The 21,625-nt window shown below is 53.0% G+C and carries 19 protein-coding genes; 4 read left to right on the plus strand and 15 right to left on the minus strand.

Going from position 1 to position 21,625, the window contains the following annotated elements; translation table 11 throughout:
- Window positions 1–302: 302 nt before the first annotated feature.
- Entirely contained in the window at window positions 303–1,811 is a 1,509-nt protein-coding gene (gene putP / locus ACLJXE_RS17825; RefSeq protein WP_286628157.1) for a sodium/proline symporter PutP, read from the minus strand.
- Between the two features lie 422 nt (window positions 1,812–2,233).
- Here putP and putA point away from each other — a divergent pair, with 422 nt between their 5' ends.
- Both putA and ACLJXE_RS17835 read left to right on the plus strand, forming a co-directional pair.
- On the plus strand, window positions 2,234–6,196 hold the full coding sequence (gene putA, locus ACLJXE_RS17830; RefSeq protein WP_410751566.1) for a trifunctional transcriptional regulator/proline dehydrogenase/L-glutamate gamma-semialdehyde dehydrogenase: 3,963 nt from the start codon (window positions 2,234–2,236) through the stop codon (window positions 6,194–6,196).
- Between the two features lie 679 nt (window positions 6,197–6,875).
- A complete protein-coding gene (locus ACLJXE_RS17835) occupies window positions 6,876–7,271 on the plus strand; it encodes a lysozyme inhibitor LprI family protein (RefSeq protein WP_286628159.1) in 396 nt (131 codons plus the stop codon).
- Here ACLJXE_RS17835 and rutR read toward each other — a convergent pair.
- The 3 genes from rutR to ACLJXE_RS17850 form a co-directional block, all read right to left on the minus strand.
- Window positions 7,268–7,906, minus strand: coding sequence for an HTH-type transcriptional regulator RutR (gene rutR / locus ACLJXE_RS17840; protein WP_271455422.1), 639 nt, complete (start codon window positions 7,904–7,906; stop codon window positions 7,268–7,270). The two genes, ACLJXE_RS17835 and rutR, sit on opposite strands and share 4 nt — an antisense overlap.
- Window positions 7,907–7,964: 58 nt before the next feature.
- Window positions 7,965–8,879, minus strand: a complete 915-nt coding sequence (locus tag ACLJXE_RS17845; RefSeq protein ID WP_410751567.1) for a DMT family transporter — start codon at window positions 8,877–8,879, stop codon at window positions 7,965–7,967.
- A 162-nt stretch (window positions 8,880–9,041) separates the two neighbouring features.
- Window positions 9,042–9,215, minus strand: coding sequence for a general stress protein (locus ACLJXE_RS17850; protein ID WP_003036022.1), 174 nt, complete (start codon window positions 9,213–9,215; stop codon window positions 9,042–9,044).
- 385 nt (window positions 9,216–9,600) lie between these two features.
- On the opposite strand from ACLJXE_RS17850, the gene wrbA reads away from it, so the two are divergent.
- Entirely contained in the window at window positions 9,601–10,197 is a 597-nt protein-coding gene (gene wrbA, locus ACLJXE_RS17855; RefSeq protein WP_003832057.1) for an NAD(P)H:quinone oxidoreductase, read from the plus strand.
- Window positions 10,198–10,217: 20 nt separating this feature from the next.
- A complete protein-coding gene (locus ACLJXE_RS17860; RefSeq protein WP_271441331.1) occupies window positions 10,218–10,445 on the plus strand; it encodes a YccJ family protein in 228 nt (75 codons plus the stop codon).
- Window positions 10,446–10,485: 40 nt separating this feature from the next.
- Here the strand turns inward: ACLJXE_RS17860 and agp are convergent, their stop codons facing one another.
- The 11 genes from agp to ACLJXE_RS17915 form a co-directional block, all read right to left on the minus strand.
- On the minus strand, window positions 10,486–11,727 hold the full coding sequence (gene agp, locus ACLJXE_RS17865; protein ID WP_410751568.1) for a bifunctional glucose-1-phosphatase/inositol phosphatase: 1,242 nt from the start codon (window positions 11,725–11,727) through the stop codon (window positions 10,486–10,488).
- A gap of 88 nt (window positions 11,728–11,815) precedes the next feature.
- Window positions 11,816–12,523 carry an ArsR/SmtB family transcription factor gene (locus ACLJXE_RS17870; protein ID WP_286628162.1) on the minus strand — a complete coding sequence of 236 codons (708 nt, stop codon included), beginning with the start codon at window positions 12,521–12,523 and terminating at the stop codon, window positions 11,816–11,818.
- Between the two features lie 56 nt (window positions 12,524–12,579).
- Window positions 12,580–13,347, minus strand: a complete 768-nt coding sequence (locus ACLJXE_RS17875; RefSeq protein ID WP_410751569.1) for a sulfite exporter TauE/SafE family protein — start codon at window positions 13,345–13,347, stop codon at window positions 12,580–12,582.
- A gap of 86 nt (window positions 13,348–13,433) precedes the next feature.
- A complete protein-coding gene (locus tag ACLJXE_RS17880) occupies window positions 13,434–13,889 on the minus strand; it encodes a hypothetical protein (protein WP_286628164.1) in 456 nt (151 codons plus the stop codon).
- A gap of 57 nt (window positions 13,890–13,946) precedes the next feature.
- Entirely contained in the window at window positions 13,947–14,432 is a 486-nt protein-coding gene (locus ACLJXE_RS17885; RefSeq protein ID WP_410751570.1) for a TlpA family protein disulfide reductase, read from the minus strand.
- A complete protein-coding gene (locus ACLJXE_RS17890) occupies window positions 14,419–15,114 on the minus strand; it encodes an ABC transporter ATP-binding protein (protein WP_045441496.1) in 696 nt (231 codons plus the stop codon). The genes ACLJXE_RS17885 and ACLJXE_RS17890 overlap by 14 nt, the downstream gene beginning before the upstream one ends.
- A 4-nt stretch (window positions 15,115–15,118) precedes the next feature.
- Window positions 15,119–16,249: an ABC transporter permease gene (locus ACLJXE_RS17895; protein ID WP_045441495.1), complete on the minus strand. Its 1,131-nt coding sequence runs from the start codon at window positions 16,247–16,249 to the stop codon at window positions 15,119–15,121.
- Window positions 16,239–17,522 (minus strand): ABC transporter permease, encoded by a 1,284-nt coding sequence (locus tag ACLJXE_RS17900; RefSeq protein WP_410751571.1) that lies wholly within the window; start codon window positions 17,520–17,522, stop codon window positions 16,239–16,241. The genes ACLJXE_RS17895 and ACLJXE_RS17900 overlap by 11 nt, the downstream gene beginning before the upstream one ends.
- A gap of 2 nt (window positions 17,523–17,524) precedes the next feature.
- Window positions 17,525–18,904 carry a Fe-S-containing protein gene (locus tag ACLJXE_RS17905; RefSeq protein WP_410751572.1) on the minus strand — a complete coding sequence of 460 codons (1,380 nt, stop codon included), beginning with the start codon at window positions 18,902–18,904 and terminating at the stop codon, window positions 17,525–17,527.
- 201 nt (window positions 18,905–19,105) lie between these two features.
- Window positions 19,106–19,633 carry an iron transporter gene (locus ACLJXE_RS17910; protein ID WP_045441492.1) on the minus strand — a complete coding sequence of 176 codons (528 nt, stop codon included), beginning with the start codon at window positions 19,631–19,633 and terminating at the stop codon, window positions 19,106–19,108.
- A gap of 29 nt (window positions 19,634–19,662) precedes the next feature.
- Complete coding sequence (locus tag ACLJXE_RS17915; protein ID WP_410751573.1) at window positions 19,663–21,612, minus strand: FTR1 family protein; 1,950 nt, start codon at window positions 21,610–21,612, stop codon at window positions 19,663–19,665.
- Between the last annotated feature and the right edge of the window lie 13 nt (window positions 21,613–21,625).

A 21,625-nucleotide genomic window follows, 5' to 3' on the forward strand; every position in this document is an offset into this window, starting at 1 on the left:
GATAGTGATTATCATTACAGCAAGGAAAAACTCAAGCAGAATGTTTTGAGAATGATGACTTAATGTAAACAGTTAGCTAAGTAACAGTTATTGCACATCGGATTGAAGGGATGGAAGACATCACAAAGCCAGCTCGGTGGTTAATGCTGGTCATTCCAGGGTTTTGGCGAGCGGTAGGCCGGATGGCGCTTCGCTTATCCGGCCTACAACGTGATTCCCTTATCAGCATAATGGTGAATTTATCGGTGTCATTATGCTGAACTGGGTTGCCCTCGCGGCGGGCTTTGAAAGCAATACAGCGATTATTCTTCCTGCAAACGCGACGGCGGTGCTGAATGGTAATGAGCATCAGCCTCGGCAAAACGTTTCTGCATTGCTGCTGATGGCGCTTTACCCCACAGACTGAAGACCACAATCCCGATGCTACCAAACACGAAGCCTGGGATGATTTCATACAGACCCAGCCAGGCAAACTGCTTCCAGACGATAACCGTCACTGCGCCAATGACCATCCCTGCCAGCGCACCGTTACGGGTCATACGCGACCACATGACGGAGAACAGTACAACCGGGCCAAACGCCGCACCGAAGCCCGCCCAGGCGTAACTCACCAGACCGAGCACACGGTTCTCTGGGTTTGCCGCCAGCGCGATGGACACCAGCGCCACGACCAGCACCATGATTCGCCCAATCCATACCAGCTCTTTCTGGCTGGCATTTTTACGCAGAAACGCTTTGTACAAATCTTCAGTGATGGCACTGGAGCACACCAGCAACTGGCAACTCAGCGTCGACATCACCGCTGCGAGGATCGCAGATAACAGAATACCGGCAATCCACGGGTTGAACAGGATCTGCGCCAGTTCAATAAACACGCGCTCGGCGTTCTGGTTAACCGCACCAGCCAGCGACGGGTTGTTATTGAAGTAAGCAATACCGAAGAAACCAACGGCAACCGCCCCCGCCAGGCACAGGATCATCCAGGTCATACTGATGCGACGTGCGTGAACAATGCTATGGTGGGAATCGGCAGCCATAAAGCGCGCCAGGATATGCGGCTGACCGAAATAACCCAATCCCCAGCCCATCAGTGAGATGATGGCGACAAAGTTCAGCCCTTTGAACATGTCCACATTCTCAATGCTCTTTTGCTTAATCACTTCCAGCGAATCTTCAAATCCACCGACACCAATAATGACCATCACCGGCGTCAGGATCAGGGCGAAGATCATCAGGCTGGCCTGTACGGTATCGGTCCAGCTCACCGCAAGGAAGCCACCAATAAAGGTGTAAATGATCGTGGCTGCCGCCCCCGCCCATAGCGCCGTTTCATAGCTCATGCCAAAGGTGCTTTCGAACAGACGTGCCCCTGCGACAATACCGGAAGCGCAATAGATGGTGAAAAACAGCAGAATAACCAGTGCAGAGATAATTCGCAGGATACGACTTTTATCTTCAAAACGGCCGGTAAAGTAATCCGGCAACGTCAGCGCGTTGTTATTGTATTCGGTGTGTACACGTAAACGCCCGGCCACCAGTTTCCAGTTGATCCAGGCCCCTAATATCAGGCCGATAGCGATCCAGCTTTCTGAAATCCCCGACAGGAAAATCGCACCTGGTAGCCCCATCAGCAGCCAGCCACTCATGTCGGATGCCCCAGCGGATAACGCCGTTACGAACGGCCCCAGACTGCGTCCACCCAGAATATAATCATCAAAGTTTTTGGTCGAACGCCATGCAATAAACCCTATCAATATCATGCCAAAAATATAGACACAGAATGTGACTAACATCGGTGTGCTAATAGCCATCAAAACTCTCCAAAATTATGTATCGGCAATGCCGTGGCTTGCCGTTTTATTACCCTGCCGGAACGTGGCAAAGATATCTATATTGACCAGGGCGACCGTATCCTGCCGGAAGCGATGGTCATTCACAATCGATTTAACACACCATTTACATCAATTTTGATCTCGAGTAGATAGCATTTTTCTGTAGGTTGCACTCTCTCACATTTTTTCTGGTTGCACCTTTAAAAAGTGTTAACTGCCGCAGAGAAAAAGATTCTGCGTTTTTTACAGCCCTCGTTATAAACATCATCTTTATTAACATTTCATTCATTTTCAAGCTTGCAAACCAAGTCACATTTAACACGGTTGCACAAAGTTGCAACATAGTAGATATTTCTCGGTAACTATCAGCCCCGTATTTTAGTACAACAGGAGTAAATGGCATGGGAACCACCACGATGGGGGTTAAACTGGACGACGCCACGCGCGAGCGGATTAAAACAGCCGCATCACGAATCGATCGCACGCCGCACTGGCTTATCAAGCAGGCCATCTTTAATTATCTCGAAAGACTGGAAAATGACGATGCCCTTCCGGAGCTGCCTGCCCTGCTGGCGGGTGCAGCAAATGAGAGCGAGGAATCCACTGCGCAACAAAATGAAGCGCACCAGCCTTTCCTTGAATTTGCAGAGCAGATCCTGCCGCAGTCTGTTTCCCGTGCGGCCATTACCGCTGCATATCGCCGTGCTGAAACCGATGCGGTGCCAATGTTGATGGAGCAGGCGCGTCTCCCGCAACCTGTCGCAGAGCAGGCCCATAAACTGGCCTATCAGTTGGCAGATAAACTGCGCAACCAAAAGACGGCCAGCGGACGTGCCGGCATGGTCCAGGGACTGTTGCAGGAATTCTCCCTTTCCTCACAGGAAGGCGTCGCGCTGATGTGTCTGGCTGAAGCGCTGCTGCGTATTCCCGACAAAGCCACCCGCGATGCGCTAATCCGCGACAAAATCAGCAACGGCAACTGGCAGTCGCACATTGGTCGCAGCCCGTCGTTATTCGTCAATGCGGCAACCTGGGGACTGTTGTTTACCGGTAAACTCGTCTCGACCCATAACGAAGCCAACCTCTCACGCTCGCTGAACCGCATCATCGGTAAGAGTGGCGAACCGCTGGTGCGTAAAGGTGTCGATATGGCGATGCGCTTGATGGGTGAGCAATTCGTCACCGGAGAAACCATTGCAGAAGCGCTGGCTAACGCTCGTAAACTGGAAGAGAAAGGCTTCCGCTACTCCTATGACATGCTGGGTGAGGCTGCGCTGACCGCCGCCGATGCCCAGGCCTATATGGTCTCCTACCAGCAGGCGATCCACGCCATAGGTAAAGCGTCGAACGGACGCGGCATTTATGAAGGACCGGGAATTTCGATCAAGCTGTCGGCGCTGCACCCGCGCTACAGCCGTGCGCAGTATGACCGCGTGATGGATGAGCTTTATCCGCGCCTGAAGTCACTGACCCTACTGGCACGTCAGTATGACATCGGCATTAATATTGACGCCGAAGAAGCCGACCGACTGGAGATCTCCCTCGATCTGCTGGAAAAACTGTGTTTTGAGCCCGAACTGGCCGGCTGGAACGGGATCGGTTTTGTTATTCAGGCCTACCAGAAGCGCTGCCCGTACGTCATCGACTACCTGGTCGACCTGGCAACCCGTAGCCGCCGTCGCCTGATGATCCGCCTGGTTAAAGGTGCGTACTGGGATAGTGAAATCAAACGTGCACAGATGGACGGTCTGGAAGGCTATCCGGTCTATACCCGTAAGGTGTACACCGACGTTTCCTATCTGGCTTGCGCGAAAAAATTGCTCGCCGTACCAAACCTGATTTACCCGCAGTTTGCCACCCATAACGCACATACGCTGGCGGCAATTTATCAGTTAGCGGGTCAGAACTATTATCCCGGACAGTACGAGTTCCAGTGCCTGCACGGCATGGGTGAACCGCTGTACGAGCAGGTCACCGGTAAAGTGGCTGACGGCAAACTGAATCGCCCATGCCGTATTTACGCCCCGGTAGGCACCCATGAAACGTTGCTGGCGTACCTGGTGCGCCGTCTGCTGGAAAACGGTGCCAACACTTCATTCGTTAACCGTATTGCCGACACCACTCTGCCGCTGGATGAACTGGTTGCCGACCCGGTCGAAGCCGTGGAAAAAATGGCGCAGCAGGAAGGTCAGGCTGGCTTGCCGCATCCGAAGATTGCACTGCCGCGCGACCTGTACGGCAAGGGGCGCGAAAACTCCGCAGGGCTGGATCTGGCGAACGAACATCGTCTGGCCTCGCTGTCCTCTGCCCTGCTCAATAGCGCGCTGCAAAAATGGCACACGAAACCGATTCTGGAGCATCCGGTGGCCGATGGCGAAATGATGCCCGTGGTTAACCCGGCTGAGCCGAAAGACATTGTGGGCTACGTGCGGGAAGCGACTCACGCTGAAGTGGAGCAGGCGCTACAGAGCGCCGTCAATAGTGCCCCTATCTGGTTTGCGACACCGCCACAAGAACGTGCCGCCATTCTGCATCGCGCCGCCATCCTGATGGAAGGCCAGATGCAGCAACTTATTGGCATTCTGGTGCGTGAAGCGGGTAAAACCTTCAGCAACGCCATTGCGGAAGTACGCGAAGCGGTCGATTTCCTGCATTATTACGCCGGACAAGTCCGCGATGATTTTGATAACGAAACGCATCGTCCGCTCGGCCCGGTGGTCTGCATCAGCCCGTGGAACTTCCCGCTGGCCATTTTCAGCGGGCAGATTGCTGCCGCGCTGGCCGCAGGCAACAGCGTACTGGCAAAACCGGCAGAACAAACCCCGCTGATTGCCGCACAAGGCATCGCTATTTTACTGGAAGCCGGTGTACCACCGGGCGTGGTGCAACTGTTGCCAGGCCAGGGCGAAACCGTCGGGGCGCAGCTCACCTCCGATGAGCGCGTGCGCGGCGTGATGTTCACCGGTTCAACGGAAGTCGCCACGCTGTTGCAGCGAAATATTGCTACCCGTCTGGATGCTCAGGGTCGTCCAATTCCGCTCATCGCTGAAACAGGCGGGATGAACGCCATGATCGTCGACTCCTCAGCGTTGACGGAACAGGTTGTGGTGGATGTGCTGGCCTCTGCCTTTGACAGCGCCGGACAGCGCTGCTCGGCACTGCGCGTCCTGTGTCTGCAGGACGACATCGCCGATCACACGCTGAAAATGCTGCGTGGCGCGATGGCAGAATGTCGGATGGGTAACCCAGGCCGTCTGACAACCGATATTGGGCCGGTTATTGATAAAGAAGCTAAAACCAATATTGAACGTCATATTCAGGCCATGCGTGCCAAAGGACGTCCGGTATTCCAGGCCATACGTGAGAACAGCGACGATGCGCGTGAATGGCAAACCGGGACCTTTATTGCGCCGACGCTGATTGAGCTGGAAAGCTTTGATGAGCTACAAAAAGAGGTGTTCGGCCCGGTACTGCACGTGGTGCGTTACACCCGTAATAACCTTGGTAATCTGATTGAGCAGATCAATGCCTCCGGTTACGGCCTGACGCTGGGTGTACACACCCGTATTGATGAAACCATCGCTCAGGTCACCGGCTCGGCGCACGTGGGTAACCTGTACGTCAACCGTAATATGGTTGGCGCAGTGGTCGGCGTGCAGCCATTTGGTGGCGAAGGTTTGTCAGGAACCGGTCCGAAAGCCGGTGGCCCGCTGTATCTGTACCGTTTGCTGGCTAATCGTCCGGAAAATGCGCTGGGCATCACCCTGGCTCGCCAGGATGCAGACTACCCTGTCGATGCACAGCTTAAATCAGCGCTGACTCAACCGCTGGAAGCACTCACTGAATGGGCAGCCGATCGCCCGACATTGCATGCGCAGTGCCAACAGTTTGCTGAACTGGCACAGGCCGGAACCCAGCGTTTGCTGCCAGGACCAACCGGAGAACGTAACACCTGGACGCTGTTGCCGCGGGAACGTGTGCTGTGTATGGCCGATAATGAGCAGGACGCGCTGGTGCAGATCGCCGCCGTGGCCTCTGTGGGTAGCTCAATCCTGTGGCAGGATGATGCTTTCCACCACGAACTGGCAAAACGCCTGCCTGCTGCTGTTTCCGGGCGCATCCAGTTTGCCAAAGCAGACACCCTCACCGCGCAGCCGTTCGATGCCGTTATCTTCCACGGCGATTCTGACCAGCTACGCGCACTGTGCGAATCGGTAGCGGCACGGGAAGGTGCGATTGTTTCGGTACAAGGATTTGCCCGCGGCGAGAGCAATATCCTGCTGGAGAGGCTGTATATTGAGCGTTCGCTGAGCGTGAATACCGCCGCGGCAGGTGGGAATGCCAGCCTGATGACAATCGGCTAAGGGTGTCAGGCTCTGGTAACGGGTAATGCTTGTCAGTTTAGCATTATAGAGAACATGTGATTCCGGCTCAGGGTTCCGTTCACCTCAGCGGTATCATTTCTCTGAAGCGCAGATACCCGTGAACGTGCAAGGGAGGCTCACCGCCGCCTCCCTTGCAACCCAGGCTCCCGGCGGGAAAATCGTCGCTGCGCGAGATATTCGCCTTATTCCGTCTGCCTGTCGGGTCGGGGCCGAGCCTGCATCCCTGCAGGCCGTCCCCTCTGCCCACATCCCTGTGGGCAGACCCGGTCAGCCGTCAACGCCTCATCGATTTTCAGCCGGACCGGAAGCATCGCTTCAATTTTCTGACTTTCAGTTAAATCTGTTTTGCTGTTCAAACATATTCAAATAAAAATACAGGTGGTCTGAGCCCGGTATGTTACCGGGCTCAAATGGAAATGCAGCAATAAAATACGTGTCCAGGATCTGGGGTTCAGTACAGATAGTACCCTTAACACGTTCACAGGTAATATCGTTTCAGAGAAGTGACAAACATAGGGTGAACGTAGCAATATACGGAGGCAACAGATTCATTACCTGCGGATATTCTACTTACAGTTATCGTTATGGCCATTCGTCTTCGTTAACTGGACGACATTACTCCGGTGACGGGGCCTTTTTTATAAAGCCAGAGGGAAGCATGAAACGAATTGTACTGACATGTGCAGCACTGCTGCTAAGCAGTCACGCGCTGGCGGATGACTGCGCAAACGCAAACAACCAGATTGAAATGAATACCTGCGCCGCTGAGCAGTATAAGACGGCCGACACAAAGCTCAATGATACTTATCAGAATGCACTGAAGCGCGCCGCCCCCACCCAACGTGATTTATTGAAAAAAGCACAGGTCGCATGGATTACCCTGCGAGATGCAGACTGCGCATTGATCAGTTCAGGCACGGAGGGCGGCAGTATACAGTCGATGATCACCAGCCAGTGTTTAACGGACAAAACCAACGAGCGAGAAGCATTTCTCGCCTCCCTCTTACAATGTGAAGAGGGCGATTTAAGTTGCCCGTTACCACCCGCCAACTAACGCACGCGGATCCCTTCAATAATCATTCGCTGTACGCTCTCCACCGTTTGATTAAAAAAGGCTTCATCACGCAGCGTTGCGCCCGTCACTGCCTCTACCTGTGGGGCAAAGTCAGCGTAATGTTGCGTTGAAGCCCAAATCATAAAAATCAGATGGTGCGGGTCAACCGGTGCCAGTTTTCCACTGCGAACCCATCCGGCAATCAATGCGGATTTCTCGTCAATCAACGTTTTGAGATCGCCCGTTAACTCCGTCATCAACAGAGGGGCTCCCGCCAGCATTTCCATACAAAACAGTCTCGATGCCTGAGGATAATCGCGGGACACTTCCAGTTTGAGTCGGATGTACTCTTTAATCGCCACCAGCGGTGCAAAGTCCTCGCGAAAGGCCTTCAGCGGTGCCAGCCAGATATCAAGGATCTGGCGCAATACGGCAATATAGAGCACCTCTTTAGAAGGGTAGTAATAAAGCAGATTCGTTTTAGACACCCCCGCCAGTTCCGCAACCTGCTCCAGACGCGTGCCATGAATTCCATACTGGGAAAAGATATTTAATGCCGCGGTTAAGATAGCCTGGCGTTTCGCGCTCACGGCCTGCGAGCGTTTACCTGTTTTTTTCTCTGCGCCTTGAGCCATGCGCCCTCTCCTTGTTCTGAGGGCGCCAGCATAACAAATCGCACACTGAAAAGTTAAATTAAAGCGACTCGGGTGGAGCCTCCTGCTGGACGGCTTTCTTCTTTTTGAACTTCAGTTCGCTGACCAGTACGCCAATGATAATGAATGCCGCCCCCAACAGAGCAAGCAGCGGCAGGCGTTCTCCTGCGAGTCGACCAAAAATTCCCGCCCATACAGGCTCACCGGTATAGATTACCGTTGCGCGTGTCGGCGAAACGCTGCGCTGCGCCCAGTTCATGGTAACCTGGATAATCGCGCTAAAAATGCCCAATCCTAATGCCACGACCAGCAACCCCGTCGACATGGGAGGTACAGACTCACCTGCCGGCCCCATCGCAATAAACGCCACCACAGAAGCGGTTGCCAGTTGCACCACCGTGACCCGACGTACATCCACTTTTCCAGCCCATGCGCTGATCAGGATAATTTCTGCCGCGATTGCCACCGCGCCCACAAGTGTGATCCACTCCCCTTCACCGAGCGCAAATACATTGCCATCCGGCCCGGCAAGAAACATCAATCCGATAAAGGCCAATACAATACCGACGCACGGCATCAACCCAGGCACGCGTCCCAAACACAACCATTGCAACAGCGGTACCAGTGGTACATACATCGCAGTAATGAATGCCGACTTACTGCTGGGAATAGACTGTAGTCCCCAGGTTTGCAGGCTATAACCCAGCGCAATCGCTACGCCAATCGCCACCCCGGCTTTGACTTCCAGCCATGTCAGCCCACGCAAGGTATGCACTGACAGCAACGCCACAGCCAGTGCCGCTGTAGCAAAGCGCACGCCGACAAAGAAAAAGGGACCGCTCAGCGTGACAGCATATTGCACAGCCAAAAACGTTCCGCCCCAGAACATGGTGATCACAATGAGGATCGCCTCCTGGGGTTTAACAGAAAAGGAATAACGAGAAAGTAATGACATGAGACACCCGATTAGCTGAATGTCATTAGTCTGCGTTGCGTTTTGTTACAGTTCAACCTTGCAGACAAAAAAAACCGCCGGAACGACCCGGCGGCGGTGGCGACGTAACGTCTGTCTCTGAACACTCAGCCGTCACGATATATCTAACAGACAGCCCAACAATTACGATTTGTTATTGCCGTGGCTATTCTTGCCCCCTTTTTTGCCTGCTTCTGAAGCGCGTTGCGGGTCATTCTTGAAGTTGCCCCCGCTGTGCTGGCCACCTTTTCGACCTGCTTCTGATGCTCTTTCACGGTCTTCCGCAAAGTTGCCGGAACCGCCCCGATGGTTTGCCATTACTGACCTCCGTCATTGATTAGCCATCATATTGCATAGGTACTGAGGAGTGATACCTCACGCAGCGCATGGGCCGTGCCCTGATTTTTACTGCGTGGGATTAAGCATAGTGAAGAGTAACCGGATAACCGGCGAACTGTAATATCCTGCAACAGGAATGGTCGCAAGAGGTTAATAATCGCGGCATGAAATCAATAACTCTTTCTTATGGTTAGCAAATTCCGCCAGGTTAAAAATGTATCATTTTGCAACAAAAACAGTTGTTATAAAAATTGTTATAAATCAAAGAAGTGATTGTGAAATTTGCACTCCTGGCCGTACGTCATATCTTTAAAGGGAGGTAGCGAATCGCTACGGACACGGTTAACTCGAGGAGTAGTGTAAAATGGCAAAAGTTCTGGTGCTTTATTATTCCATGTACGGACACATTGAAACCATGGCCCATGCAGTCGCAGAAGGCGCAAATAAGGTAGATGGCGCGGAAGTCATTATTAAGCGTGTGCCAGAGACAATGCAGCCTGAAATCTTCCTGAAAGCAGGCGGTAAAACACAAAACGCACCAGTCGCAACCCCGCAGGAACTGGCTGATTACGACGCCATTATTTTTGGTACTCCCACGCGCTTTGGCAACATGTCAGGTCAGATGCGTACCTTCCTGGATCAGACCGGCGGACTGTGGGCATCTGGCGGCCTTTACGGCAAACTCGCCAGCGTATTCAGCTCAACAGGAACTGGCGGCGGCCAGGAACAAACCATTACATCAACCTGGACAACGCTTGCCCACCACGGGATGGTGATTGTTCCCATTGGTTATGCGGCGCAAGAACTGTTTGATGTCTCACAAGTTCGTGGCGGTACGCCGTACGGCGCAACCACCATTGCCGGGGGTGACGGCTCCCGACAGCCAAGTCAGGAAGAGTTATCTATCGCCCGCTATCAGGGTGAATATGTCGCAGGTCTGGCAGTAAAACTCAACGGCTAATCTTCAACAGGAGGATTCGAATGCCAACTCAAGAAGCGAAAGCCCATCGCGTTGGCGAATGGGCAAGTCTGCGTAACACATCGCCAGAAATAGCCGAAGCCATTTTTGAAGTCGCCCACTATGACGAAAAGATGGCGGAAAAGATTTGGGAAGAAGGTAGCGATGAGGTACTGATCAAAGCCTTTGAGAAAACTGACAAAGATTCACTCTTTTGGGGTGAACAGACTATCGAACGCAAAAACGTTTAGCATTCTGACTCCCCCGTTTGCACGGGGGAGTATTCTGTGCTTACTGAGCAGCCTCATTCAGTACGCTATCGAATTTATCAACTGGGCAAAAGCCATTAGCATCAATCGGACAACCTTTCAGTTCCAACGTCACACGTTGGGCCGGTGATTTGAGCGTCAGAACCTCCGCATTTCTCAGTTGCTGCGCACTCTGATACACATACTCAATCTTCATCAGATCGCGATTTGTGTTGCTGTCATGCCAGCGCTGGAAGACGATTTTGCCGCCAATAGGCGTGCGTTCGTTCTGGTCATGGAGCTGATACGGTTTAAAATCCAGTGCCGTGAGCAATGAAGCAATGTTCGAGTCATGCCCCACCAGCACCGTAATTTTCGGCGCTTTCGCCCGTTCAGTCACCAACGCATTATCGATATATTTGACCAACGGTTTGGCGACATTTTTCGCCACTTCCGCAGAGGTGAACAGGCTGTCCTGATAACCATTTTTCAGCTTCGACAGCACCTTCCACTGTTGATCGGATGTGATCTCCCCCCAGGCGACCTGATCCATCGGGAAGCCCTCGTAATATTGCAAAGTGAAAGCATCAACCAGCGAATTCCCCACCTTCAGTGGCCCGGAGACACCTGGCTCCTGCTGATACTTCGCACTGAATGTGTCTTTCGCATCAGTCAGAGAACACTGCTGTTTTTCTTTGCAGGACGGCGAGTCTTTGTAGTTTGTCATTTGCTCAAGCAGTTGGTAACTCTCGCCGAGCTGCATCTGGCTGCGCTCTTTCTCCATCGCCTGAACAGCCTGCTGACTGAATGTCGCAGAATCATCGGTGATCACCGGGTTAAAAGTGGGGTCCATGGTCCCCATTTTTTCCTGATGATGGACCGGAACGTCACACCCCGGGAAAGCCCCCGTGACAAAAAACTGCGCCGTCGCTACTGTCCGCTGCAGGCTGTTAGCATAGGTGTAAACCGTGCCCGGTGCCGGACATTCACCGGATTTCACCATGCCCTGTTCTGCCAGCCATTCACGCATGTAATGGCCCATATAAATTTCCAGCACGCCGCCCTTAGTGGTGAGTTGTCCGCCAGGGACATCCCACTCCGGCCACGGTTTGGGGGTGGACTGCTCGAGAACGCTGCCATTATTGGCTAAAGGTGCACGTAAGTTATGTCGGCTCATCATCAATACTTGCTGAAGCTGATAACCTTCCGGTGCCGTCTGCGCCTGTGCAGCCGTTGACAGCAATACAGCCCCCGCCACGGCGGTGGCGATTAACGATTTTTTCATCCCTACGACCTCTTGTTGTTATCAATCACTACAGAGTGTGACAGATATATGACATTTTTCCGGGAACGCTTTCGCAAAAATGGGGGATCTACCGAGTCGTTTGAATGCCAAACTCCGTCTGAAGTTTGCGCACGCCAAGTGGGGTAAAGGTGACATGCCGGCTACCTGTCTGCGTTTTAATCCACTTCTGTTCGCTAAACCAGCTCAGCAACGTGGCACCGAGCACGCCGCCAGGATGATAACGTCGCTCACTCCAGTCCAGACAGCCGCAGCTTATCTTTCGTCGGGTCACACCAGCACAAAGGACAATCCCCATTTCTGCCAGTTTTTCCTGCCCCAGATCGGTTAGCGTTTCGCCATCCGGTGTTAACCACTGCCGGGCAACCAGGGTATCAAAAAGCCTCACTGCCACTTCGCCCGCAAGGTGGTCATAGCAGGTTCGCGCATGCCGCAGGTTTATCGGCGTGGTAATTTTTCGTGGCGTTGATGTTGCCCATGCCACCCCCATCAAACGTTCCAGCAGTTCGGCGATCTCCGTTCCTGCGAGGCGAAAATAACGATGCCGCCCCTGGGCTAACGCCACAACAAATCGTTGTTCGCACAGACGCGCCAGATGCGCACTGGCCGTCGAGGCTGACACGTCCGCCACCGCGCTAAGTTCGGTTGCGGTCCATGCTCGGCCATCCATCAGGGCGCACAGCATACGCGAACGCGATTTATCCGCCATCACTGCCGCAGTGAGCGCCATTTGCGACTCCAGTTCACCCTCTTCTTCGTGCAGTATCACCGATGCCATAGCACCTCCTTTGGCGTTAACCCTCTGAATTACGATGGCATGAAACTGGCGTAAAGTCACAGCGAGACTGACGCGGCGCGCAGCATCATCTCCACTCCCAGCCCCACCAGGCAGAACAGAAAACAGCGTTTAAACACCACAGGAGAAATCACTCGCCGCACACGCGTCCCTATCCACTGTCCCAGTAGCGCAGGAAGAATGGCAAAAGCCGATAAACTCAGGGATTGAACAGGTAACGCATTGTGCCACCACAAGCCAAGTGCTAACGCCAGCGTCGAAAACGTAAACGAAATGCCAAGCGCCTGCACCAATTCATCCTTTTCAAAGCCCAAAGACTGGATCCATGGCACGGCGGGCATGACAAATACCCCCGTTCCCCCCGTCAATAAACCGGTCACAAATCCAACGACAAGGGAAAAGGTTTTTTCACGCTGCGGGTCCACGGTAATTTTTTTTCCCATCAGCGTCCAGATAGCATAGGCAACCAGAGCTATGCCTAGCGCAAACTGGGTCCGGGTTGTGTCGCCCCCGGAGATCCAGACACTGGCAAGCAAAGTGGCAATCACCACCGCCAGCAGCATAGGCCACAATCGTTGCAGCAATCGGCCGGTATTACCACCGCCGCCAAACTGGAACAGATTGCTAATCAGAGAGGGTAACAGCAGCATCGCCGCCGCCGCGACCGGAGAAATCAGCGATCCGAGTATCCCCATCGCCACCGTGGGCAAACCCATGCCCGTTACGCCTTTCACCATCCCCGCCAACACAAAGGTTGCGGCAATCATTATCACCAGGGAGAAATCATACGCATATACATTGGCCATTCTTCACTTTCCCGCAATAGAAGATAAGCCAGTTTGTACGCTAATAGTCATGCTTGCTTCGTCGGGCGACGAAATATGCCATCCGGTTATTCGGAAATAATCACTTCGCGACGGATATTACGCACACAATATAAGGTCCCGTCGGTAAGGTACAATTGATGCAAGCACGTGTTATCTGGAATGTTGTGTAAAAGGGAACGCTCAGTATCAATGAACTCTTTTTGTATCCGGTAATGAACTGCGTCCTCGGTTTCAAAGGAGACATATTCCCGTGTGGTATACGGTTTACTTTTTAATTTCACATACACAATATATTGCACAGTACTGAACGTCAGCCCGGTTTTTGCAGCAATCTCTTTCAGATTTAATGGTTCAGAAGACGCATAAAGAGCTTGTACCTGTTCAATGCGTTTTTGATTGTAAGCCGACACCCGCAGACCGATTTTCAGTCGATACGCCATATTACGCACAACCGTAATATTGGTGCAAAGCATCTGCGCAATTTGCTCCGTTGTGAGAACTCCTGCGTTTTCACGCAGCACGGTCAGACTCTCTTCATTCCACCTAAATGCCATTTAGCGCGTCTCCCTGTATCGCGTTTATAGGGCTGCCAGACGCGCAAACGTAGCCTCTAACTCAGGCGGTTTCCGCATCCCCTGGTGTAATTCCAGCACGCGACCTTCCCGATCAATCAACACAGAGGTTGGCGTACCGATGACCTGATAACGCTCCTGGGAAATCTTAAGCTGATCGCGAAGTACCGGATAAGAAACCTGATGTTTCGCCAGTAAGCCATCAATCATCACCGTCGCCGGATCGGTATTCACCGCCACGACCACCACCTTATCGCCCCACTTTTTACTCAGCGCTTCCAGCGCGTCCATTTCGGCAAGACAGCCGCCGCACCCCGCCGACCAAAAGTTAAGATACACGGCCTTCCCACGCCAGTGTTCAAGCCCGGATTCTCTTCCCTGCATGTCGAACGTTGCCAGCGCCGGGGCTCGCTGCCCAACCGCCAGTTTCTCTTCTTTACATCCGCTCATCAGAACCAAAACGGCGAGAATTAATACGTTAGTCCAGCGCATGTTGATTAGCCTCCTCGCCCTGATATTTGCCATGTTGCAGACGGATAATACGATCGGCAAACAACCCAAGCGCCGGATTATGTGTCACCATCACAATCGTGCGCCCCTGGCGATGCAGGTCGGTGAGCAGATCCAGTACCCGCTGTTCATTCTCCTCATCGAGGTTACCCGTGGGCTCATCGGCAAAAATCACCGGCGGCTCATTGACCAGCGCCCGGGCAATGCACACCCGTTGCTGCTCCCCTCCGGAAAGCTGACTCGGCAAGTGCGTCACACGATGCCCAAGCCCCACCTGTTCCAAAACCTTTCTGGCCGCCGCTTCATCGACCACGCTGTGGTAGTGCTGTGCCAGCATGATATTCTCCAGCGCGGTTAAAAACGGGATCAGATGAAACTGCTGGAACACCAGCCCTATTTTTTCAGCGCGAAAACGGCGCCGCCCCTCTTCATCCAGTGCTGCGGCATCAATCCCATCTAAAAACACCTGACCTTCTGTCGCGGTGTCCAGGCAGGTAAGAATATTCATCAATGTCGTTTTACCTGAACCAGACGCGCCCATAATAGCGACAAATTCGCCCTGCACGATTTGCAGGTTGATGTCATCTAAGGCGGTAACATCGCCGAACCGTTTATATAAATGGCGGGTTTCAATCGCCATTGGTGGGGTCTGCATAACGGACATGGCGTTACTCTCCTTTCAACACTTTTGCGGGTTCGACACTGACCGCGCGCCGGACCGGAACAATCGCCGCCAGAATGGCGACCAGTAAAGATAACGTCAGGGTGACAGGCAGCACTGGCCAGCGTAGCGAAATTGCAGCATTGAATACGGTCAGCCCCAGCAATTGGGCCAACAGATACCCTAAGATCCACCCGCAAACCACCGCAGCCAGCGCGATAATGCAGGTTTCCAGGAGAATTTGCCGGACAATATCACCGTTGCTGGCACCCAACGCTTTTTGCAGAGCAAACTCACGGGCGCGTTCACCAACAATGGCCATCAGCGTGGTGTTCACACACAAAGAGGACAATGCAAGGATCACCACCGATACCAGCCCCATTAACCCTTTTATCTTATCCAGTACCTGTCCTTCTGAAGCAGAGACTTTCCGTATTGGACGGATCTCCAGATCCGGGTATTGAGCCTGCAAGCGGTTAGCATAGTTTTCCACCTGACCGACATCGTTGCTGACACTCATCAGCCCATGGCTAATTTTACCGGGCTGATGCAGCCACGCCTGCGCCACGTCAAGACTCACAATCAGCATGTTATCCGTCGCATCACCAGCTTCAACAATGCCTTTAATCTGTAGGTTTTTACGTTGATTGTGATCCACCAGGGTGATGCTATCGCCCGGCTGGACACTAAGCCGTTCCGCCAGTTTGACGCCAATCATCGCATTGCGATCGTCAAAGCTGACACCAATCCAACTCCCCTGTACCTGCCAGTACGGCACCAGCCTTTGCAAGGATTCAAACCACACGCCGACAATGACCACCTTCTCCAGTTCAGTGCGCGCCATACCGTATAGCCATGGGCTGGCTCCGTGAACCAGACCTTGTGGTGCCTGATCCAGAATGGTCTGCAACTCTTGCTGTGTCATGCTGGAGCCGTGGCCTGGCCCGATGTAGAAATTCGCGCCAAAGGTACGCAATTCTTCACTCATTTTGGTATTGATGTCGAACCACACAGCAGATAGCGCGGTCACGATGGTCGCCCCCACCATCAATGCGGCAAATACCACGCTAACCCGCTGAAAGCGCAGACGCAGCGCCCGCCATACTAATAGCCAGAGCATTGTGCGTTTAGCGGCCATACAGCACCTCCACAGGATACAGACGAGCAATGCGCCGAGCCGGGAACCAGGTGCCAATCAGGGCAATAAGTACCGCAATCACCAATACACAGGGCACGACAATCCAGGCAAAATTCAATGGCGCATCAAATAGCATCACGCCAATCGCTTTCGCCATTCCCCATCCGGCTACGCATCCCAACGCCCCTCCGGCCAGTCCACTGGAAGCCGCTTCAAGATAGAACAACAGCATGATTTGCCACTGATGTGCTCCAAGCGCCTTCATCAGGCCGATCTCTTTAGCGCGTTCCATAATGGTGCTGGTCATCAGTGACGCAATCCCCATTGCCGAAGCTGCCAGTGCTGCGACGGTTACAACCCCCATCAGCAACTGAATTTTATCGATAACGACACCTTCAGATGCGGCAACCTGCCACACAGGACGGACTTCTGCCCCGGAAATAGCCTCCTCCAGTTGATGCGCAATAGACGAGACATAGGCCGTGCAGTACCAAAGGTCGTACTCTTCAGCATTCAATGCGTCGAGATTTTCACGCGCCCGGCGCGAAAGCTCGTTTTCCGGCACCGTCAACGCCGAGACGCGAATGGCCTGCACTTTGCCTGGTAAACCGAGAAGCGTTTGCACCGTGCTCAACGGCATAACCAGTTGGTTATCTTCATCCCCACCGCTGGAGAGGATTCCGCTGACTGTCACGGTCAATGTTGTTTTACCGTTACGTATTACCAGTTGATCGCCCGGCTTCCAGCCCGTTTGTCGTGCCAGGGCATGTCCCACCAGAGTTTGAGGGGCATCGCCTGCGGGCTCCTGCGGCCAGTCGCCAGTAACCTGCCAGAACGGGCTCACTGTTTTCTGCCCCGTCTCAAACCCTTCTTCATCTGGAATATCCACCGGCTGGCTGAAGAAGGTGCCAAGAATACGTACCTCTTTGCCATCAACGTCGACTTCACCACCGAGCATAGGGGCAAAGCCGACAATGTTGTTACGCCAGAAGATATCCTTAATGTTTGGCAGTTCCGCTTCATCAAGGAAATCCTGCCCCGATAGTGGGTTACTGTTTTCACTGAAAAGCGCAGGCAACGCCGCCTGCCCGGCAGGTTCAATCAAAATATTGGCACCGTAAGACTTCAGCTCTCTGGACATTTTATCGCCAATATCAATCGACACCGCCAGCAGTGCAGAGATCAGGCTGGATGCGAGAAATACCGTCACAATAGCCAGTCCCTTGCGCCGGAGATTGCGCCCCCAGGATTGTCGTAACATTCGCCACAGCATTGTTACTCCTCCCTCAGTTCGGCAGGTACGTACTGTTCCGGAGTGTTACGAAAGCGGTCATAGTTTGCTTCAGACGAGAAGAACCAGGTTTTGCCACCATAGCTGTATTTGTAGTCAGCCGAGGTATTCGTCAACCGGGAACCATCAACCGGATCGGTCACATTAATGGTCATGACCGTCGAGAAGTAATTCACGCCCGCTGCCAGCTCTTTACCCGGGATCACCAGCTCTTTCTCATCATTACGCCAGTTTTCAATCGGCACCGGGTTACAACCGCCAGGTTTACCAATCGAAGGAATGAAAATGTGTACCCCGCAGGCCACGCAGATAACCTGATTCCCTTCCATCACGTAGCCCTGATCGCCACAAAGCAGACAGGCGTCAAAAACCACGCCCAAACGCAATTTGTCGGGATAGCGGTTAATCACGAAAAAACGTACAGCTTTACCGTCGTCTGCCACCCAGACAAAGCGGTGCAACTTGCCATCACGGAGTTGTTCTATCGGCAGATGTACCATGCCATCGCTGGCAAGTTGTACCGGAACGGCTTCTGATAACTGCGGCGGCTGAGATGCGACTTTTTCCCACCACAGTTGTCCGGCGATCACAACCACCGCACATCCCAGCGTCACCAGCCAGAGACGGAACGCATTTCGACGATGCGCCAGTGCCAGTCGATGAGCAATCGGCTCATCGGTTTCACGCGTCAGGCGGATAGCACGCAGCAGCGCCGGTACCCAGCACAGCGCCAGAACAAGCAATAGAGCAGCTCCCAACCAGTTATATAACGCCGCGTTGTTTGTCACTTTGGCCACGAAGCTCAATAGCGATTTTGCCAGCGGTAGCACCTGCAGCTTCATTAACAACAGCAGCAGATTGCCGCTTAATGGCAGCCAAATCATGACCATCAGGATCAGTGTTAACGGCCAGTAGAGCCCGCGAATACGCCGTAACAGCATGGCGCAAAGCACTCCCACCAGGCAGAGGATCGCAAAAGCCAATAGCACTGCCGTCAGATTCAGCAGCAGGTCGGTATTTAGCACATGGGTACTGGTTAATCCGCCAAGGTTAGGATCCAGCGCCCAGTGTCGAGCCGCGCCAAACACCAGGATACCCTGCCACAGGTAGCGAATGCGGTTTGATACCCACCAGAAGCTCAACACAAACAACAGCGTGATCATCACTTCGGTGCCGACCAGCAGCAATTGCACCGGCTGCGTGCCACGGAGTGTGAGTCCCACCAGCACGCCAACGATCAAGCCTGTGAATAAGGTCCAGACGAGTGGGCGTAAAGAAGGAGGATCGCTGCGACTCCACAGAACCCCGGAGAGCAGCGCAATGCAGAAAAAAACCTGTAGCGTCGTGACAAAAAAATAACTCATAACATCGACTCTGTACGGCGGATTGAATGATGTAACTATCCAGGTACATCGATAATGTAGAGCCTGCCCATCAAACGTTCAGGCTTGCGGTCAGTTGGGAGATGAGCAGCGCAGAACAAACCGTGGGTACATGTCGTACTTAGGGATGTGAGCACTGCCCGGTCCAAAATGGCAAATAAAGCAGCCTGATGGGAAAAGCGCTTAGTTCAGGCCAACGTATTTAAATTCATAGCTCACATCAAATGGCTTCCACCAGCGACCAACGCCCGTATCACTGTCTGTGTGACGGTGCATACCTGCTTTTGACGGTGGTTCGATGTGATAGGTCACTTTGTAGTTACCCACACCCATCATTTTGATGTTCGCGCCGTAGTGAGGACCATCGCTGGCGACCATCGGCATGAAGGTACCTTCTTGTTTTTCACCTGTATCACTGTTAATTAAGGTGTAACTGATGGTCAGATAAGGGATCCATTCGCCTGCGCCAAAACCATTTTTACTGCCTTCCACTGCGTGAATATCCGCCTCAAGGTGAATATCGGCTTTTGCTGCCGGTAACCCCATGCCGCGCGGCTCCATATCGATCGGCTGCAGATAGACAGCAGCCAGTTCCATTTCATTCATGGTGACAGGCTCGCCTGCCGGATACTCCTTAAAGGCAAACGCAGCCGGAGCAGTGAAAATACTGGCCATCACTGCACTGGCAATCAGGGTTTTCTTCATGGTCATCAGACATATCCTCTCGTCTTAAATAACAGCTATAGATTATTTTTTATCGTTTCCCCAGGGACTGTGCTTTTCCGCCGCATCACCCACAGCGCCACCAGCGCTGCAAGCAGCAATACGGCCTGCGGTAATAACGTTTCCATGTAGGGATAAATTCCCAACCAGCTGATTTCAGGGAAGCCGTTAATCAACGTCGGCTGGAACAGTTTGCCTTCCACCAGTTCCAGAACCCCTTTGCCCGCAAACACAAAGGCCATCAGGTACATAAAACTGCCGGTAAACATAAAGAACGGCTTCAACGGCAGGCGTACTACCGAGTAGCGCATGAGCAGCCAGGCGGCCAGCAGAACAACACAGCCGATAACAAAACCTGCTGCAATCGCCATATGGCCGGAAACATCATTCGCATCCCCGACCAGGGCGTAGTAAAACAGCACGGTTTCCGCCCCTTCGCGATAAACAGCCAGGAAGCTGGTCAGCCACAGTCCAACCAGTGAACCACGGGAAAGTGAGTGGGACAGCTTTCCTTCCAGCCAGGCTTTCCAGTGGCGTGCTTCGACCTTAGACAGTAACCAGTAGCTCATGAAGAACAGCATGACGACGGCAATCAGCATCGTTATGCCTTCGAGCAATTCACGACTGGCGCCAGAATTAGTGAACAGAAGCTGGAATATCACCGCGGTAATGACGCTGGCGATCAGCGCGACAATCACCGACTGACGAATAAGCGGTAACTTATCCTGGTGATTGTTTTTCACCATATAGGCCACGATAGCCGCCACAATAAGCAGTGCTTCCAGCCCTTCGCGAACAATGATCATCAGGCTATAGAGCAGCAGGCTCCACTGGGTCTCTTCGCCTTCTCCCAACATCGCCACCGCTTTTTGTAGATCCTGCTCCAGTGCGCTGGCTTCTGCGTTGAGCCTTTCCACTGGCTGACCCGCTTTCATCAGGCTAACCAGACGCGTAAAGTAAGCCTCCAGCGTGGTTTTAAACGCTGAGTCACGGGAGCCAATTTTGTTTTCCATACCGCTGGCTTCAAAGCGGTCAAAGTAACTGTCCTGCACATCCAGAATGGCATTCTTCGCATCGCCCCCTTGATAGCGGGCAATCGCTTCCTGAATACTTTGATTGATCCCCATCGACACCGCAGTCCAGTCTGCGCGTGCGTTGTCATCCTCTGCCGCAGGAGCGTTACCCGTATTTTGCGACGCTGCAACCTGTTGTTCGTCACGGGTAGTGGGCAGACCGGGCAGAAGATCCTCAATATCCTGTAACAACGTTGTGACCTGATAAGAAACATCATTGAGGTGATCCGGCTGCGCGGTAAGCGCAATCAGCGCAGAAAATTGCTGATTAATCGCTGCTGCGTCTTTTGCCGATCGATTCTGTCTGATCGACATTTCCATCTCTGAGTTTTTAAAACCCTGATAGTGCGCCTGTTGAACGTGCTGGCTGGCAACGCTGAGATTCCCGGTCTGATAGTTATTTACTGCCTGGGCCAGCAAATCGTCGATAGTGCGGAAACTCTCTTGCCAGTGTACGGCGATATCGGTTCTGGAAAACGCATTGTGCTGCTCTTCGGCAACCAGGCGATGCCCGCCATCCAGCACAGGTTCAACTTCACGCAGCGATGCCTTCAGCCTGTCGATTTTAGCCTGCACGTCAGAGAGAGATTTTTTTTCGCCAATCATGCGACGGATCTCACCGAAAGCGCTTTCCATCTCATAACTCTTGCTGGCGGAAATGTTGATACGAATCGGGCCTTCAAGGTTTTCGAATACCTCAAAGTAGGCCATTTGCACCGTGCGACGCGCTTCATCAGCTTGCTGTTGAGAGTAAAGTTCTGCCGTTTTATCAAGACGTTGCTCAATATCCTCAATAAACGGGGCATAGTTTGTTGCAGCCCATACGTGAAGGCTTACAAGCAAGCCACACAAAGTGAACAGCAGGAAAGAGCAGAACTTACGCACGGTACGCATCCCGTAAAATACA

The organism is Citrobacter sp. U14242, from assembly GCF_046555775.1.
In the GTDB taxonomy this organism is placed as follows: Bacteria; Pseudomonadota; Gammaproteobacteria; order Enterobacterales; family Enterobacteriaceae; genus Citrobacter.